Annotated in this window: 14 protein-coding genes; 11 read left to right on the top strand and 3 right to left on the bottom strand. The window is 69.1% G+C overall.

The window, feature by feature from the left end; genetic code table 11:
* Nucleotides 1-52: 52 nt before the first annotated feature.
* The 3 genes from IZR01_RS52375 to IZR01_RS15885 all read right to left on the bottom strand — a co-directional run bounded on the left by IZR01_RS52375 (nucleotide 53) and on the right by IZR01_RS15885 (nucleotide 3,479).
* Nucleotides 53-1,252: a DUF5667 domain-containing protein gene (locus IZR01_RS52375; protein ID WP_194924310.1), complete on the bottom strand. Its 1,200-nt coding sequence runs from the start codon at nucleotides 1,250-1,252 to the stop codon at nucleotides 53-55.
* Nucleotides 1,253-1,504: 252 nt separating this feature from the next.
* The gene (locus tag IZR01_RS53270; RefSeq protein WP_438939699.1) at nucleotides 1,505-2,200 is read right to left on the bottom strand and encodes an ECF subfamily RNA polymerase sigma factor, BldN family; all 696 of its coding nucleotides are present in this window, start codon (nucleotides 2,198-2,200) and stop codon (nucleotides 1,505-1,507) included.
* A 481-nt stretch (nucleotides 2,201-2,681) separates the two neighbouring features.
* Nucleotides 2,682-3,479 (bottom strand): HAD family hydrolase, encoded by a 798-nt coding sequence (locus tag IZR01_RS15885; protein ID WP_194892748.1) that lies wholly within the window; start codon nucleotides 3,477-3,479, stop codon nucleotides 2,682-2,684.
* Between the two features lie 70 nt (nucleotides 3,480-3,549).
* Between IZR01_RS15885 and IZR01_RS15880 the strand changes: the two genes are divergently transcribed.
* The 11 genes from IZR01_RS15880 to IZR01_RS15830 all read left to right on the top strand — a co-directional run bounded on the left by IZR01_RS15880 (nucleotide 3,550) and on the right by IZR01_RS15830 (nucleotide 17,172).
* Entirely contained in the window at nucleotides 3,550-3,837 is a 288-nt protein-coding gene (locus IZR01_RS15880; RefSeq protein ID WP_194892780.1) for a glutaredoxin family protein, read from the top strand.
* 380 nt (nucleotides 3,838-4,217) lie between these two features.
* Nucleotides 4,218-4,988 carry a redox-sensing transcriptional repressor Rex gene (locus IZR01_RS15875; protein WP_194892781.1) on the top strand — a complete coding sequence of 257 codons (771 nt, stop codon included), beginning with the start codon at nucleotides 4,218-4,220 and terminating at the stop codon, nucleotides 4,986-4,988.
* Nucleotides 4,985-6,307: a glutamyl-tRNA reductase gene (locus IZR01_RS15870; protein WP_194892749.1), complete on the top strand. Its 1,323-nt coding sequence runs from the start codon at nucleotides 4,985-4,987 to the stop codon at nucleotides 6,305-6,307. The genes IZR01_RS15875 and IZR01_RS15870 overlap by 4 nt, the downstream gene beginning before the upstream one ends.
* Nucleotides 6,304-7,293, top strand: coding sequence for a hydroxymethylbilane synthase (gene hemC / locus IZR01_RS15865; RefSeq protein ID WP_194892750.1), 990 nt, complete (start codon nucleotides 6,304-6,306; stop codon nucleotides 7,291-7,293). Before IZR01_RS15870 ends, hemC begins: the two co-directional genes overlap by 4 nt.
* Complete coding sequence (locus tag IZR01_RS15860) at nucleotides 7,290-9,056, top strand: uroporphyrinogen-III synthase (protein WP_228554154.1); 1,767 nt, start codon at nucleotides 7,290-7,292, stop codon at nucleotides 9,054-9,056. Before hemC ends, IZR01_RS15860 begins: the two co-directional genes overlap by 4 nt.
* 57 nt (nucleotides 9,057-9,113) lie before the next feature.
* On the top strand, nucleotides 9,114-9,572 hold the full coding sequence (locus tag IZR01_RS15855; protein ID WP_194892751.1) for a DUF5709 domain-containing protein: 459 nt from the start codon (nucleotides 9,114-9,116) through the stop codon (nucleotides 9,570-9,572).
* Between the two features lie 214 nt (nucleotides 9,573-9,786).
* Nucleotides 9,787-10,758, top strand: coding sequence for a porphobilinogen synthase (hemB, locus tag IZR01_RS15850; protein WP_194924309.1), 972 nt, complete (start codon nucleotides 9,787-9,789; stop codon nucleotides 10,756-10,758).
* Between the two features lie 505 nt (nucleotides 10,759-11,263).
* Nucleotides 11,264-13,213 carry an ABC transporter substrate-binding protein gene (locus tag IZR01_RS15845; protein WP_194924308.1) on the top strand — a complete coding sequence of 650 codons (1,950 nt, stop codon included), beginning with the start codon at nucleotides 11,264-11,266 and terminating at the stop codon, nucleotides 13,211-13,213.
* A 43-nt stretch (nucleotides 13,214-13,256) separates the two neighbouring features.
* Nucleotides 13,257-14,204, top strand: coding sequence for an ABC transporter permease (locus IZR01_RS15840; protein WP_194892754.1), 948 nt, complete (start codon nucleotides 13,257-13,259; stop codon nucleotides 14,202-14,204).
* Nucleotides 14,204-15,139, top strand: a complete 936-nt coding sequence (locus IZR01_RS15835) for an ABC transporter permease (protein WP_194892755.1) — start codon at nucleotides 14,204-14,206, stop codon at nucleotides 15,137-15,139. Before IZR01_RS15840 ends, IZR01_RS15835 begins: the two co-directional genes overlap by 1 nt.
* Nucleotides 15,140-15,183: 44 nt before the next feature.
* Complete coding sequence (locus IZR01_RS15830; protein ID WP_323747018.1) at nucleotides 15,184-17,172, top strand: ABC transporter ATP-binding protein; 1,989 nt, start codon at nucleotides 15,184-15,186, stop codon at nucleotides 17,170-17,172.
* Nucleotides 17,173-17,317 lie beyond the last annotated feature (145 nt).

Here is a 17,317-nt window from a genome sequence, read left to right as displayed (position 1 = left end):
CCCCTACTCGTGCCCCCGTCCGTGCCCCGTCTCCGTTCCGCCCCCGTCCGCCTCAGTTCGGGTTCGGATCCGTGTTAGGCGGCCCGCCAGTCGTCGGCCCAGTGGCCGGCCCCGTGTTGCCGATGGTGATCCCGATCGGCGGCAGGCCGCTGATCAGTGGCGGCACGTTGAGCGTGGTGTCGGAGGAGCCGATCGGGACCGACACGTGCACGCTCGACGGGTCGCTGCTGGGTGTGCCCGTGGGGGTGGCGGTGGGGCCGACGGAGTCGGTGCCGGTCGGGCCGGCTGAGCTCGGCGGGTGCTGGCCGGGGGTCGGGTGTGCCGACGGTGTGCCGGTGGGCAGCGGGGTGCTCGGTAGGGTGCCGCCGTGGTGGGAGGCGGTGTCTGAGCCGCTGGGTCGTTGCTGGGCGGCCTGCTGGCGGTCGATGGTTGCCTGGGCGACGGCCAGGCGGGAGCTGAATCCGTCCATCAGGGCCACCAGGCGGCGGGCCTGGTCCTGGCTGTCCGGGGCCAGCAGGGTTTCCAGGTCCTGGACTTGTGGTTCGTAGATGTCCAGGAAATTCCGGAGGCTGGTCAGGGCCTCGGTGTTGCCGGACTCGGCCAGGGGGGTCAGTAGCTGACCGGCGCTGTCGACGTCCTTGTAGAGGTTGTCCGTGGTCTCGGCCACGAGTTTGCTGGTGTCCGAGCCGTCGACGTTCGAGTCGTGCCGGCCCAGCAGCTTGTGGATCTCCTCCAGCCGGGTCTTGGCCTGGCCCAGGTACTGCTCGCCGCGCTCCAGGTCGGAGCCGGACACCGAGACCCGCATGTTCTCCAGGCTGCGCTTGACCCCGTAGAGCGGGTCGCCTGGCAGTGCGCTGGATGCCGCCCACGCCACTCCGCCCAGGCCCCCGGAGAGGACCCCGACCGCGACGCCGCCGCCGATCAGTCGCCGCCGCCATGGGGTGCGGCCTCGGACCAGCACGTCGCCGTCGCCCGGGCCGCCGTCCACGTCGGAGTTGAACAAGACCAGGAAGTCGCGGTGCAGACGGGCGCCGAGTTGTTCCCGGAAGTCCGGGCGCACCATCGGGGCGTGGAAGCGCCCCTCGTCGATGACGTTCTCGACCACCCGGAGCATCGCCGCGAGTTCGGGGTCGCCCTTTTGGGGCGGGATGAGCGTCGCGACACCCGAGCCGCCGTCCCGCGAGCCGTCGAGGCCGTCGAGCAGCCTGGCGAACTGCTCGGCCCGCTGGCGCTCGCCGAATGCTGCGGCCATGTGTCATCCTTCCTGTCCCGTACGCAGGGAAGCCCCACCCGTCGCCCACCGCCGCCCGTCAAGGTGACGATGCTCGCCGCAGTGTTAGACACCGACAGACGACAAAGGTTGTGCCCCCGGCTCCCACCGGCATGTCTTTCGGTCCCTTATTCACCCGTCAGAGTGAGTTGTTGGACCGCTACTTGGAAAACGACGGCCCCACTTTCGGGGTTACGGCGTGTCCCGCATACGGGTGGTCCTGGTTTAGGAGTATTAGAGGCTCTCGGCCGGCAGAAGTCGCGCAAGCGTACGAACCGCACGGTACTGAAGCGTCTTGATGGCGCCCTCGTTCTTGCCCATGATGTCGGCGGTCTCGGCCACCGACAGGCCCTGCAGGAAGCGGAGAGTGACACACTCCCGTTGCTGGTCGTTGAGCCGGTGCACGGCGTCCAGCAAGGCCTCGTTGGACAGGTGCTCCAGCACCGAGTCCTCCGGGGACGCCTCCACCTCGTTGGAGTCCAGCATCTCGCCGGTGGAGACCTCCATCCGGTGCCGGCTGGACTTGAAGTGGTCGGCGACCAGGTTGCGGGCGATCGTCACCAGCCAGGCCCCGAAGTCGCGGCCCTGCCAGCTGAACGTGGTGATCCGGCGCAGGGCGCGGACGAAGGTCTCGCTGGTGAGGTCTTCGGCCAGGGCCCGGGTGGAGACCCGGTAGTAGATGTACCGGAAGACGGTGTCGCAGTAGATGCGGTAGAGCTCGCCGAAGGCGTCGGCGCTGCCCTCCTGCGCCTGGCGGACCAGGTGCACCATCGCCTCGGACTCGCCGTCGCCGGCGACCGGGCCGCCCGGACGGTCCGTGGTGCCCGAGTCCCCGGCGTGCCGCGCGCCGCCGCCGGAGCGCGATCCGGCCGCGTGCGTGCCGCGGCCGTTGCCGTCCCCGGCCACGACCCGGATGGCCTCGCGCAGCATCAGCAGGCCGCGGTCCTGGCGGTCCAGCAGCGGTCCCGGCGTCGGCATCGGCACGTGCGTGGACAGTACCTGCGCAGACAGCGCGCCGGTGCGGGCGAACGGGTCGCCCCCCACCTTGGCGCTGTAGCCGTTGAGTCCGAAGTCGTCCCGGTACACGTGTCTCCCGTGGCTCGGTTTCTTTAGCCAGCCTGGTAGCTCATTGAGATGTCTCTAGTAGCAGAGTGTTCCGCCTCGATCACCGATCGTAGGGTTCCCCATCGTACGGAATTCGGGTGGACCCGTGCGGGTGATTCCGGCTATTACACCCACAGGAAACACCCTCCTGTACAGGAAGTCCGGTTTAGGTCCGCTCACTGGACCACGTGTGTCCGCAGGACTTTAGAGGACTTCGAGGGGTCCCGTGCAAGGGTTGCGCAGGGGACCTTCGGGAGGTCGGAGCCCATGCGTACCCTGATAGACGGAGGGTGACAGGCCGTCGCTCTCAGTCGCGCTCGCCAGACCAGTGTGCCGCAGCGGCGGCCGCTCCGGCGGCAACCGCGCCGACAGCCGCGGCGGCGCCGGCGACCGGAACCTTCCGGGTGTGCCGCGTGGTCCGGTAATCGACGATCGCCCAGTCGTGATGCCGCGCGTGTCGGCGCAGCGCCCGATCCGGGTTGACCGCGACTGGATGCCCGACAAGGGACAGCAGCGGCAGGTCGTTCGCGGAGTCGCTGTAGGCGTAGCAGTGGGCCAGGTCCAGGCCGCGCTCCCGGGCCAGCTTGGCGACCTGGCGGGCCTTGTCCGGGCCGTGCAGCAGCGGGCCGGAGATGCGGCCGGTGTAGACGCCGTCCACGGACTCCGGCTGGGTGGCCAGCGCGCCGGTCAGCCCGAGCCGGCGGGCGATCACCTGGGCCAGCTCGATCGGCGCGGCCGTGACCAGCCACACCTCTTTGCCGTTGAGCAGGTGCGCCTCACTGAGCGCCCGGGTGCCGGGCCAGATCTTGTCCGAGAGGTAGTCCTCGAAGACCGCCTCGCAGATCTTCTCCATCCGGGCCACCTCGTGGCCCTTGACGAAGTCCAGCGCGTGCTCCTGCACGTCGTCCAGCAGCCCGGACTGCTCGCCGAAGACCCGGAACCGGACCTGGCGCAGCGCGTGGCCGGCGATCTCACGCTTGGTCACCATGCCGTGCGCGGTCAGGCCGCGTGCCAAGTGGAACAGGGAGGCGCCCTGCACCAGCGTGTTGTCCAGGTCGAAGAACGCCGCGGAGTGCACAATGCGCCCAGCAGTCTCGGTGCCCATGAGCACAAGCCTAAGCCCCCTGCGTGACTGTCAGATGTCGCGTGCGTGTTCTCCGTAGGCTCATCCCGTGATGAGACTCTTCCAGCGCTCCGGCGGCGCCCCCGTGACCGTGACCCTCGTCGGCAAGCCGGGCTGTCACCTGTGTGACGACGCGCGTGCGATCGTCGCGGCGGTGGCCGCCGAGACCGGCGCGACGGTCGAGGAGTTGGACATCACCGCCGAGGATTTCGACCCGGCACTGAAAGCGGAGTACTGGGAACAGATCCCCGTCACATTGGTGAACGGCAGGCGACACGACTTCTGGCGGGTGGACCGGGACCGGCTCCGGAAGGCGATCGCCCAGGCCTCGCGGGGCTGAGAACGGCTCCGCCCCGGCTCTGAGAAAGCTCTGGAGCAGAGTGATCCACAGCACTCGGTGCCCGGTTTGGTAACTATTCGGCGCCCAGTTCTGCTGACAAATAGGGCATCCCGTCATCGGGTGCCCGACGAGACTTTGTGCGCGCGTTCACAAACGCCTATCGTGCTTGGCAGGAGGAACAAGCGCACAAGCGCGCCGGCTCCTTCTCAGTCGGGCTGCCAGGGCACCCCTCATCGGGGCCCGAGACCGCCGGGCTGAACGAGATCCACTGCACGACGGCAACGCCGAGCGCGAGCGCGATGAGGAGCAGCGTGGCCAGCACGAGCAGCAACGCGTCGGGCGGCACCGGTTCGGACTCCCGTTCCGGCAGCGGAGCCTCGCTGCGCTCCAACCGGCAGGGCATCCCGGAAGCCACGGTGGCGCGGCTGCCGGTCTACCTGCGAGCCCTGATCAACATGCAGGAGCGCGGCATCATCACCGTCTCCAGCGAAGAGCTGGCGGCCTCCGCGGGGGTCAACTCCGCCAAACTCCGCAAGGATTTCTCTTACCTCGGCAGCTACGGGACCCGCGGGGTCGGGTACGAGGTCTCGTTCCTCGTCTACCAGATCTCCCGCGAACTGGGTCTGACCCAGGACTGGGCCGTGGCCATCATCGGGATCGGCAACCTCGGCCACGCGCTGGCCAACTACGGGGGGTTCGCCTCCCGAGGCTTCCGCGTGGCGGCGCTGTTCGACGCCGACCCCGCGCTCACCGGCACGGTGGTGGCCGGGGTGCGGGTCCGGCATGTGGACGAACTGGAATCGGCGATCCGCGGCCTAGGAATCTCGATCTTCGTGATCTCCACGCCGCCGGGCGCCGCCCAGGCCGTCGCCGACCGGCTGGTCGCGGCCGGGATCACCTCGATCCTGAACTTCGCGCCGGTGGTCTTGAACGTGGCGGAGGGCGTGGACGTGCGCAAGGTGGACCTGTCCATCGAGCTGCAGATCCTCGCCTTCCACGAGCAGCGCAAGGGCGGGCACGCGCTGCCGCAGGCCGGGAACGGGACGGCGGAGTCCGACGGCGGCGGGGAGACCGCCGCCGGACCGGCCGCCTCCGGTCCCCCCGGCCGAGCCCTCGACCCTTCCTTGATCGATACCGGGATCCCCTCGTGAGCCTTCTAGCCGTAGGACTGTCCCACCGGTCCGCCCCCCACGCGCTCCTGGAGCGCGCGGCCCTGAGTACCGAGCGCACCGGCAAACTGCTGGCCGACCTCGCCGCGTCCCAGAACGTGCACGAGGCCGCGGCCCTGGCCACCTGCAACCGCATCGAGGTCTACGCCGGCGTCGAGAAGTTCCACGCCGCCGTGACCGAGATCACCGAACTGCTGTCGGTGCACACCGGCGTCGAGCCGGCCGAGCTGACCCAGCACTTGTACGTGCACTACGACGGCCGCGCGGTGCAGCACCTGTTCACCGTGGCCTGCGGCCTGGACTCGATGGTGGTCGGCGAGCCGCAGATCCTCGGCCAGATCCGCACCGCCCTGGCCGCCGCGCAGGAGCACGGCACCGCCGGGCGAGCGCTGAACGACGCGATGCAGCAGGCGCTGCGGGTCGGCAAGCGCGCGCACAGCGAGACCGGCCTGGACCGGGCCGGGCAGTCGGTGGTGTCGGTCGCGCTGGACGCGGCCTACCAGGCGCTCGGCGTCCAGGGCCCGAACGATCTCCGGGTGCTGATCATCGGTGCCGGCTCGATGGCCGCGCTGGCCGCCGCGTCACTGAATCGGGCCGGGGTCCGTCATATGGTCGTGGCGAATCGGACCCAGGAACGCGCTGAGCACTTGGCGACCCAGTACGGCGGGGTCGCGGTGCCCATCTCTGAGATCGTTCCGGCGCTGGGGGAGGCCGACCTCGTGGTCGCCTGCACCGGCGCGCCGGGCTACGTGATCACCGGCGAGATGCTGAACCGGGCCGCGCACAGCCACCCGATCGCTCTGGTCGACCTGGCGCTGCCGCGCGACGTCGACCCGGCGGTCCGGGAACTGGCCGGCGTGCACGTCGTGGACCTGGAACGGGTCGCCGAGGACGGCAGCGCGCAGGCCGCCGGCGCCGCACAGGAGATAGCTGCGGTCCGTGACCTGGTGCTCGGCGAGGTCGAGGCCTACGCCGCCGCGCAGCGCGCGGAGGCCGTCGCACCGACCGTCGCCGCGCTGCGGGTGATGGCCGCCGACGTGGTCCGGGCCGAACTGGACCGGCTGCGGGGCAAGACCCCCGGGCTTAGCGACAAGGACCGCGCCGAGGTCGAGCAGACCGTGCGCCGCGTGGTCGACAAGCTTCTTCACGTGCCCACGGTGCGCGTGAAACAACTCGCCGGCGCTCCCGGCGGGTCCTCCTACGCCGAGGCGCTGCGTGAGCTCTTCGGCCTCGATCCGGCCTCGGTGGAGGCCGTCAGCGCGGCCAACGCCGCGGGCACGACGAATGAGGTGTCAGCATGAGCGCTCCTCCGGAGGATTCCGGACCGCCTGCGCCAGGCCCGGAACGGGCTTTACGGCTGGGCACCCGGGCCAGCGCTCTGGCCCTGGCCCAGTCCGGGATGATGGCCAGAGCCCTGACCGCGGCCACCGGCCGGCCCGTGGAACTCGTCCACGTCACCACGTACGGCGACACCTCCCGTGAGTCGCTGTCGGTGATCGGCGGCACCGGGGTGTTCGTCAACGCCCTGCGGGACGCGCTGTACGCCGGTGAGATCGACTTCGCGGTGCACTCGTTGAAGGACCTGCCGACCGCGGCGCCGGAGGGCCTGCACCTGGCGGCGGTGAGCGAGCGCGCGGCGGTGAACGACGCGCTGGTGGCCCGGGACGGCCTGAAACTGGCCGATCTGCCGGCCGGCGCGCGGGTCGGCACCGGTGCGGCGCGCCGGATGGCGTTGCTGAAGATGATCCGGCCGGACCTGGAGGTCGTGCCGATCCGCGGCAACGTCGACACCCGGGTGAACTTCGTGCGCTCGGGCCGGCTGGACGCGGTGCTGGTGGCGTTCGCCGGATTGCAGCGGCTGGGCCGCGACGAGGAGGCGACCGAGGTCCTGGACCCGGAGATCATGCTGCCCTCGCCGGGGCAGGGCGCCCTGGCGGTGGAGTGCCGCGACGCCGACCTGGTCGGCCTGCTGGCCGTCCTGGACCACCGGCTCACCCGGGCCGCGGTGGTCGCCGAGCGCACCATGCTGGCGGTCCTGGAAGCCGGGTGTTCGGCTCCGGTGGGTGGCCACGCGGTCGCCTTGGATGACAACGTTTTGTCGTTGACCGGGGTGGTTGCTACCGTCACGGGGTCCCGCGGCCTGCGGCTTTCCGCGACCGGTACGGTCGGCGACGCCGAAGGGCTCGGACGGCGGGTGGCCGAAGGACTGCTCGCCGAGGGCGCGGCCGAGATTATGGCGTCGGCACAGATTATGGCGTCGGCACAGATCGTGGAGGCCGGGCAATGACGGAGATCTTGACGGGGCTGGAACTGCTGGAGGGCGCCGGAGGCGGCGCCCGGACGACGGACGGTGGGGGTGAGGCAGGCATGGTGACGACTACTCAGCGAGGTTCGGCCTCTGCGCTCGATTCCTGTGCGACGACGGCGTTGCTGGCCTTCGTCGGCGCCGGCCCCGGTGATCCGGAGCTGCTGACCGTGCGCGCGGTCGCCTTGTTGCAGGGTGCTGACGTGGTCGCCGCCGAGGCCGGGCTGCTGGAGCGGCTGGGCCAGCACCTCAACCCGGACGCCACGTTGGTGTCGGTGGTGGAGAGCGAGCGCGGGGAGCTGGGAGAACTGGGCGACGCGACCGTCTCCCTGACCCCGGCCTCGCGGATGAAGAACCTGCTGGCCGAGGTCGCGGCCGGGCGCCGCGTGGTGCGGCTGACCTCCGGCGACCCGGGCCTGTCCGGCGTGGTCGCGGCCGAGGCCGCGCTGTGCGCCAAGGCCGGTGTGGTCTACGAGATCGTCCCCGGCGTCGCGGTCTCGACCGCGGTGCCGCTGTACGCGGGCATCCCGCTGGGCCGCTCGTCGGGGCAGGGCGGGGTGCGCATCCGCTCCCTGGCCGACGTCGCCGACTCCGCCGGCAAGCCCGGCGCCGGCCCGCTCGGCGCGCACGAGACCCTGGTCATGGTCGGCCCCGCGCACCTGCTGGAGTCGGCCGCGGCCGCGCTGGCGGCCACCGGGCTGGCCAAGGCCACCACCCAGGTCGCGGTGACCGCCGACGGCTCGATGACCACCCAGCGCACCGTGGTCTCCACCCTGGCCCGGGTCGCGATCGAGGCCTCCGCGCTGATCGCGGCCGGCGGCGAGGTGGTCGTGGTGGTCGGCGCCGCGGTGTCCGACCGGGCCTCGCTGTCCTGGTATGAGACCAAGCCGCTGTTCGGCTGGAAGGTCCTGGTGCCGCGCACCAAGGAGCAGGCCGAGGGGCTGTCCGACCGGCTGCGCACCTACGGTGCGGTCTCGCACGAGGTGCCGACCATCGCCGTGGAGCCGCCCCGCACCCCGCAGCAGATGGAGCGCGCGGTCAAGGGACTGGTCACCGGCCGCTACGAGTGGGTGGCCTTCACGTCGCAGAACGCTGTGAAGGCGATCCGCGAGAAGTTCGAGGAGTACGGCCTGGACGCCCGGGCGTTCGCCGGGATAAAGGTCGCGGCGGTCGGCGAGCAGACGGCGGCCGCCCTGGTCGCCTTCGGCGTCCAGCCGGACCTGGTGCCCTCCGGCGAGCAGTCGGCGGCCGGGCTGCTGGAGGACTTCCCGGCCTACGACCCGGTCTTCGACCCGATCGAGCGGGTCTTCCTGCCGCGCGCCGACATCGCCACCGACACCCTGATCGCCGGGCTGATCGAGCTGGGCTGGGAGGTCGACGACGTCACCGCCTACCGGACGGTGCGCGCCGCGCCGCCGCCGGCCGAGGTCCGCGAGGCGATCAAGGGCGGCGGCTTCGACGCGGTCCTGTTCACCTCCTCCTCCACGGTCCGCAATCTGGTCGGCATCGCCGGCAAGCCGCACGCGGCCACGGTGATCGCGTGCATCGGCCCGCAGACCGCCAAGACCGCCGAGGAGCACGGCCTGCGCGTGGACGTCATGGCGCCGTCGGCGTCGGTGACCGCGCTGGCCGACGCGCTCGCGGCGTTCGGCGAGACCCGCCGGGTCTCCGCACTGACCGCCGGGGAGCCGTTGTATCGCCCCTCCGAGCGCCGGCCCGGGGGACGCCGCCGCTCGGCGCGCTGAGGCCGCTGCCGGGGCGATGAGTTGCGCCGCTAGGGCAGAAGTGGTCAGGTAGTCGCTATGAGCAGTGGCTTCGCGGACGACGTCTACCTTCCGCAGCCGGATCCGGATGCCCAGGACCCGCTGGAGCAGTTGGACGGCTCCGACACGCTGGTCTCCGGGCCCGACGACCTGGACACCGGCTACTCGCCGCCGGAGCGGCCGATGGCGCTGCGCGATCCGGAGACCATGGACGAGCGGCTGGCCGAGGAGACGCCGGACGACGACGGCCCGCCGGCGGACTGGGACGGTATCGGCGACCACGCCGGAGCCGACGGCGAGCTGATGGGCGATCAGGTCGGCGGCCGGCGGTCCGGCCGGCTGGTGGCGCCGGACGAGGGCGCGCACTCCGGGGGCAACTCCGATCTGTCAGCGCAGGACGTCGGCATCGACGGCGGTGCGGCCTCGGCCGAGGAGGCCGCCATGCACGTGGTCGACGATGAGGAACTGGACGAGGAATACGACGACGCGATCGACTGATCTCTGATGAGCTGAGCTCTGATGAACTGGGTTCTTATGAGCTGTGGCCGAGCCGATTGAGCGGTGGCAGAGTCGATCTGTGCGGTACCCGCGATGGATGTGGCGCGGTGTATGTGACACATTGAACACCAGCGAAGCCGTGGTCCCGTGATCCGGGACCGGGCCCGTACAGGGCACGTCTCACAGCCCAAAAACCGCGAGTACCCTCAAATGTATGAGCTTTCCGCTGGACCGCCCGCGCCGCCTCCGCACCACGCCGGCCATGCGCCGCCTCGCCGCCGAGACCCGTCTGCACCCCGCTGACTTCGTCCTTCCGCTGTTCGTCAAGGAGACGGTGAGCGATCCGACGCCGATCGCGTCGATGCCCGGCGTCCTGCAGCACACCCTGGGCTCGGTGCGGAAGGCCGCCGCCGAGGCGGTCGCCGAGGGGCTGGGCGGCCTGATGCTCTTCGCCATCCCGGCGGAGAAGGACGCGCGCGGCTCGGCCGGCCTCGCCCCCGACGGGATCCTGCAACGGGTCATCGCCGAAGTCCGCGACGAAGTCGGCGACGACATCGTGATCATGTCGGATCTGTGCCTGGACGAATTCACCGATCACGGGCATTGCGGGGTCATTCGTGACGATGGCACCGTGGACAACGACGCCACTTTGGAACTTTATGCGGAAATGGGCATCCGGCAGGCCGAGGCCGGCGCCCATATGGTCGCCCCGAGCGGGATGATGGACGGACAGGTCGCCGTGATCCGGCGCGCACTGGACGAAGCGGGCCGGCAGGACACCTCGATCCTCGCCTATTCCGCGAAATACGCCAGCGCCTTCTTCGGCCCGTTCCGGGACGCCGTGGAGTCCAGCCTGAAGGGTGATCGGAGCGCGTATCAGGAGAATCCCGCCAATACCCGGGAATCCCTACGCGAAGTGCGCCTCGATGTCGAGGAGGGCGCGGATATGATCATGGTCAAGCCCGCACTGTCCTATCTGGACATCGTCCGTCAGGTGGCGGACATGGTCGAGGTGCCGGTCGTCGCCTACCAGGTGTCCGGCGAGTACGCGATGGTCGAGGCCGCGGCCGCCAACGGCTGGCTGGACCGGGAGCGGACCATCATGGAGACGCTGACCTCGGTGCGCCGGGCGGGTGCCACCTCGGTGCTGACCTACTGGGCCGTGGAAGCTGCGCGCATGCTCTAGACGATTGATTCCTGGGGCGTCAGCTGGTTTGAGCGTCAGCTGGTTTAAATGGGGACGTCCTGCGGGACATCCCCTCCAACGAACCCCCGCATCCCCTTGCCGAACCCTTGCCGGGCCCGGTGCGGGGGTTGCGGGGGTTCGTACGATCTTGCGGCCCGGTTCTCCGCATTGGTAATGGGTGGATATCCAGGGTGTGGCTCACACCGCCGGTTTACCTGCGGCGACAGATAAAAGATCTTGAAATGCCAAGATCGGGAACCGCTCAGTGTCGATCTTGTTAATTCTTCCCGGCGGGCGTCCGTAGCAGGTCTGTAGGTCTTTTGACATCGATTTTGTTGCCGATCCGTGATCGCTTTTCCCCCTTTGTTGGGCCACTGTATGCAGGAGTGGTCGTGAGCCACCCTCGGCGCCACTGCCTGTCTTACGTGCCCCTCGGCTGCGCTCACAACCGCGACCGGCCCGGATCCACACACCGAGCCGGCTCCGTCGAAGGGGAGGGCTCTTGATGGCCGTCAGAAATACCCGAAAAATCGTGGCGATGGCGGGGGTACTCGCCGTCCTCGCGTCGGCCGCGGCATGCGGCAGCTCGAAGAAGAGCGGCGGCAACAACAACGCGACCAACCCGGTCTCGACCGCGAGCAGTTCCTCGGCTCCGGCCAAGCAGGGAGGTACCGCGAACGTCGCCGAGTGGCCGCCCGGGTCGAGCCCGACCGCGATCTGGCCGTTCATGACCAGCGACCAGCTGAGCACCCAGAACGCCGGCCAGTTCCAGTACTACTTCTACCGTCCGCTGTACTTCGTCGGTCTGAACGACAAGCTGGCCGTCAACTACGACATGGGTCCGGCCGACCAGCCGACCTGGAGCTCGGACGGCCTGACCATCACCATCCCCATGAAGTCCACCTGGGGCTGGAGCAACGGTGAGAAGGTCACCGGTCAGGACGTGCAGTTCTGGCTGAACATGCTGAAGTCCGAGGAGGGCAAGCCGGGCCAGGCGGGCGCGTCGGGCTACTACAGCCCGCCGAACCAGGCCGCCGGCGTGAACTACCTGCCGGACAACATCAAGTCGACCACGGCCACCGACTCCAGCATCAGCATCACGTTCGACCAGAAGTACAACCAGGAATACATCGTCGGCAACGCGCTGTCGACGGTCACGCCGATGCCGCTGGCCTGGGACGTCACCGACGCCAAGGGCACCAAGGGCAAGTGCTCGACGGACACCTTGACCTCGCCGACGCTGCAGGCCGACTGTGACGCGGTGTTCAAGTACCTGAACACGGCCGGCAAGGACGTCAAGTCCTTCGCCACCAACCCGTTGTGGCAGATCAGCGACGGCCCGTGGTCCCTGAAGGACTTCAACGCCACCTCCGGCGGCTTCTCCATCACGCCGAACACCAAGTTCACCGGTGAGCACAAGCCGTACCTGGACCAGGTCAACTTCGTCCCGTTCCAGAGCCAGGACGCGGAGTGGACGGCCCTGAAGGCCGGCTCCACCGGGGCCAACGCGCTGCAGATCGGGGTGTTCCCGAACGCCGACACCCCGCCCTACAACGGCAGCGACCTGCAGGCCGGCAACCCGCTGGCCTCGGCCGGGTACAACGTGGAGAAGGGCTCGCTGCTCGACTCGATCGACTACTACCAGGTGAACGACGGCTCCAAGGCCCACGGCAACCTGTTCAAGCAGTCGTACTTCACCAAGGCCCTGCAGGACGAGATGGACCAGCAGAGCGCGATCAACGGTCCGTACAAGGGCTGGGGCTACCCGACGACGGGCATCGTGCCGGGCTACCCGGACGGCAACCCGCTGTCCCCGGCGGCCAAGGCCGCCTCGGCCAAGTACGACCCGGCTGAGGCCAAGACCCTGATGCAGCAGCACGGCTGGGACGTCTCGACCACCCCGGCGACCTGCACGAGCCCGGGTACCGGCGCCAACCAGTGCGGTGCGGGCATCAAGGCCGGCGACAAGGCCGAGTTCACCCTGGAGTACCCGTCGGCGCACCCGGCCATGGACACCATGCTGGCCGCCTACAAGCAGGCCGCGGCCGGTGCCGGTATCGCGGTCAACACGGTGACCAAGACCCAGAACACCCTGTCCGGTGAGCTGGTCGGGTGCTCCCCGAGCGCCCCGGCCGGTTGCAACTGGGACGCGATCCTGTACGGCGGTTGGGTCTTCTCCCTGCTGCCGACCACCGACTCGCTCCTGACCACCGGCGCCGGCTCGAACATCTTCGGGTTCTCCGACCCGACGTTCGACTCCAAGGTGGCCGGCACGATCAAGAGCAGCGACCCGCAGGCCTGGTACGACTACGAGTCCTACGCGGCCGGCATCTCGCTGCCGCTGATCTTCATGATGGACCAGATCTGGCCGTGGGCCGTGGCGAGCAACTTCCACGACTCCGGGCAGGACGCGTTCCAGGGCTTCGAGCCTGAGTTCTGGTACTACACCAAGTGATTCAGCGCACTGACGTCACCGCGACCCCCGGCGGGGGGTCGCGGTGACCACTTACTTGATCCGCCGCTTCTTCCAGTCGATCGTGACACTGTTCATCGTGTCGATCGCCACCTTCGGCATGATGCACCTGATGCCGAACGGCGTCGTGCGAGGGATGCTCGGCCAGCGGGCCACCCCCCAGACCATTGCCGAGCTCACCCACCGACTGGGCCTGGACCAGCCCCTGTACGTGCAGTACTGGCGCTGGCTGGACCGGCTGGTCGTCCACTTCGATCTGGGCACCAGCTATCAGAAGAGCCAGACCGTCAATGCGCTGCTGAAGGAGGACATGGGGCAGTCGATGTACATCGTCGGCCTCGCGCTGTTCTTCACCATCGTCATCTCGGTGCCGGTGGGCGTGCTGCAGGCGACCCGCCGCAACTCGGTCACCGACTACACGATCACCACGTTCTCCTTCATCGGCTACGCGATCCCGGTGTTCTTCCTCGGCGTCGTGCTGCGTGACCTGTTCCAGGTGCAGTTCCACCTGATACCGATCGCGAAGCAGATCGACTCCTTCCACGCCGCGTTCTCCCAGCCGGACCAGATGATCCTGCCGGTGGCCACTCTGGTCATCAGCGGTGTGGCCGGATACAGCCGGTACATGCGCTCCTCGATGCTCGACGAGATCACCCAGGACTACGTCCGCACGGCGATCGCCAAGGGCGCGACCAAGCGCCGCGTGCTGTACCGGCACGTGCTGCGCAACGCGATGATCCCGATGATCACCCTGGTCGGGCTGTCCCTGCCGACCCTGGTGGGCGGCGCGCTGCTGGTGGAGCAGATCTTCAACATCCAGGGCATCGGCGTGCTGACCATCAACGCCGCCTTGTCCAGCGACTTCGTGATCGTCCTGGGCACCACGATGCTGACCGCGATCGTCACGATCCTCGGGTCGCTGGTGGCCGACATCTCTTACGCCGCCCTGGACCCACGAGTAAGGCTCACCTGATGGACGAGATCGTCGTCGAATCCCCCGGACAGGGGGACAACATCCCGCCGACCGAGCAGATGCTGGGCCTGGAGCCGACCGAGAGCGCGCGCTCGATGTTCCGCCGCGGCCTGGAGGTCTTCCTGGAGAACCGGCTGGCCGTGGTCGCCTTCGGCGTGCTGGTCTTCTACGTCCTGATGTGCTTCTTCGGGCCGCTGCTCTACCACGGCAACACCTCGCACGTGCAGATGGACGAGATCACCCTGCCGCCGGGCCCCAGCCATCCGCTGGGCACCGACCAGAACGGCGTGGACGAGCTCGGCAAGTTGATGAAGGCCGGCCAGATCTCGTTGGAGATCGGCATCGCCTCCGGCGTGCTGGCCTCGGTGATCGGCATGCTGTACGGCGCCATCGCCGGCTACGTCGGCGGCTGGGTGGACTCGATCATGATGCGGACCATCGACGCGCTGCTGTCGATCCCGCTCATCTTCGCGCTGATCTACCTGGCCTCCACGCTGGGCCGCACCAAGACGGTGTTCATCATGGTGATCGCGCTCACCAGCTGGTTCAGCCTGACCCGCCTGACCCGCGGCGACACGCTGACCATCAAGGTGCGCGACTACGTGGCGGCCTGCCGGATGATGGGCGGGCGCAGCCCGCGGATCATCTTCCGGCACATCCTGCCGAACACCATCGGCACCACCATCGTGAACACCTCGCTGTCGATCGCCAACTCGGTCTTCGCGCTGTCCGTGCTCAGCTACATCGGGCTGGGACTGCAAGCGCCGAACGACGACTGGGGCGGGATGTTCGCGAACGGATCGAGCTACCTGGACCAGAACTACTGGTGGATGATCTATCCCCCGGGCGTGTCCATCGTGCTGATCATCATCTCCTGCAACTTCATCGGAGACGCCCTGCGCGACGCCTTCGAGACCCGGCTCCAGAAGCGGTGAGGCGGCCATGGCACTTCTAGAGGTCGAAAACCCTCCACACCCAGATCAAGCTGAAGAAGTCGACCGTCCAGGCGGTCGACGGCATCAGCTTCACCGTCGAGGCCGGCGAGACCATCGGCATCGTCGGGGAGTCCGGCTCGGGCAAGACCATGACCGCGATGTCGATCATGCGGCTGCTGCCCAACGGCGGCTCCAGTCCGGAGGGCAGCATCTTCCTGGACGGCCGGGACCTGCTGCAGCTGGACGACGAGCAGATGGCCAAGATCCGCGGCAACGACATCGGCATGATCTTCCAGGACCCGATGACGTCGCTGAACCCGACGATGACCATCGGCAAGCAGATCGCCGAGTCGGTGCGGATCCACCGCGGCGCCAGCAAGGCCGAGGGCCTGGAGCGCGCCATCGAGGTGCTCTCCCTGGTCGGGATGCCCAGCCCGCAGCAGCGGGCCCGGGACTACCCGCACCAACTCTCCGGGGGCATGCGCCAGCGCGCGATGATCGCGATAGCGCTGGCCAACGAGCCCAAGCTGCTGATCGCCGACGAGCCGACCACCGCGCTCGACGTGACGGTGCAGAAGCAGATCCTGGAGCTGATCGACGGCCTGCGCGAGCGGCTCGGCATGGCGGTCATCCTGGTGACGCACGACCTCGGCGTGATCGCCGGGCGCGCGGACCGGGTGAACGTGATGTACGCCGGCCGGATCGTGGAGAACACGACCACCGAGATGCTGTACGCGAACCCGCGGCACCCGTACACCGAGGCGCTGTTCGACTCGCTCCCGGAGCGCGGCGCGGACAGCGGCACCCGGTTGTACTCGATCCCCGGGATGCCGCCGGACCTCACCAAGCCGCCGGCCGCCTGCCGGTTCGCGGCCCGGTGCCGGTACGCGCAGGACGACTGCCGGGCCCAGGACCCGCCGTACCGGGTGGACGAGGTGGGCCACGAGTTCGCGTGCTTCCACCCGGTGGGCGCCGCCCTGCGCTCCGGCGAGGAGGTCGAGGTCACCCTCTCGGAGGTCACCTCGACCGAGGAACTGCCGACCCCGGAGTTGGGCGAGGTGCTGCTGGAGGTCACCGACCTGGTCAAGGACTTCCCGATCACCAAGGGTTTCCTGCGCCGGCAGATCGGCTCGGTCAGCGCGGTCGCCGGGGTGTCGTTCAGCATCCGCAAGGGCGAGACCGTGGGCCTGGTCGGCGAGTCCGGCTGCGGCAAGACCACGGTGGCCAAGCTGATCGTCGGGCTGGAGGAGACCACCGCCGGGTCCATGAGCCTGGAGGGGACGGACCTGGCCACGCTGAAGTCCGGTGAGCGGCGCAAGAAGAGCCGCGACGTCCAGCTGATGTTCCAGGACAGCTACGCCGCGATGGACCCGCGTATGCGGGTGCGCACGGTGGTCCGCGAGCCGCTGGACATCCAGAAGGTGGGCGACAAGGAGAGCCGCGAGGCCCGGATCAAGGAGCTGTTCGAGCAGGTCGGCCTGCCGGCCTCGGCGCTGGAGCGGTACCCCCACGAGTTCTCCGGCGGGCAGCGCCAGCGGGTCGGCTTCGCCCGGGCCCTGGCTCCGGCGCCGAAGCTGATCGTGGCCGACGAGCCGGTCTCGGCGCTGGACGTGTCGATCCAGTCGCAGGTCCTGAACCTGATGAAGGACCTGCAGGCCGAGCACGGACTGTCCTACCTGTTCATCTCGCACGACCTGTCGGTGGTCCGTTACGTCTCCGACCGGATCGGCGTGATGTACCTGGGCAAGCTGGTGGAGATCGGCCCGGCCGAGGCGGTGTACTCCAAGCCCATCCACCACTACACCCGGGGCCTGCTGGACACCATCCCGGTGGCCGACCCGGAGGTGGAGAAGGCCAAGGCCAGCAGCGGTATCGTCGGCGAGCTGCCGAGCGCCATCAACCCGCCCTCGGGCTGCCGGTTCCGGACCCGCTGCCCGGCCGCGCAGGACATCTGCGCGCAGACCGAGCCGCCGCTGGTGCCGTACGGGACCGACGGGCACCTGGCCGCCTGCCACTTCCCGATCTGGGAGTAGCGCCGGTCCTGGCCGCGACGGTAAGGAGTCCACGGCGAGGAGGGCCTGACGCCCTCTCAAATTGTGGACACAAACGAAGATCGCTACGGTGAGGACACCGGGTTCGCGTGAGCATCCGCGCACCCGGTGTCTTTTTTTACCCTTA

The organism is Catenulispora pinisilvae (genome assembly GCF_015356865.1).
GTDB classification, from domain to species: domain Bacteria; phylum Actinomycetota; class Actinomycetes; order Streptomycetales; family Catenulisporaceae; genus Catenulispora; species Catenulispora pinisilvae.
Note: the sequence above shows the minus strand (reverse complement) of the source record. Positions and strands in the feature narration are given on the sequence as shown.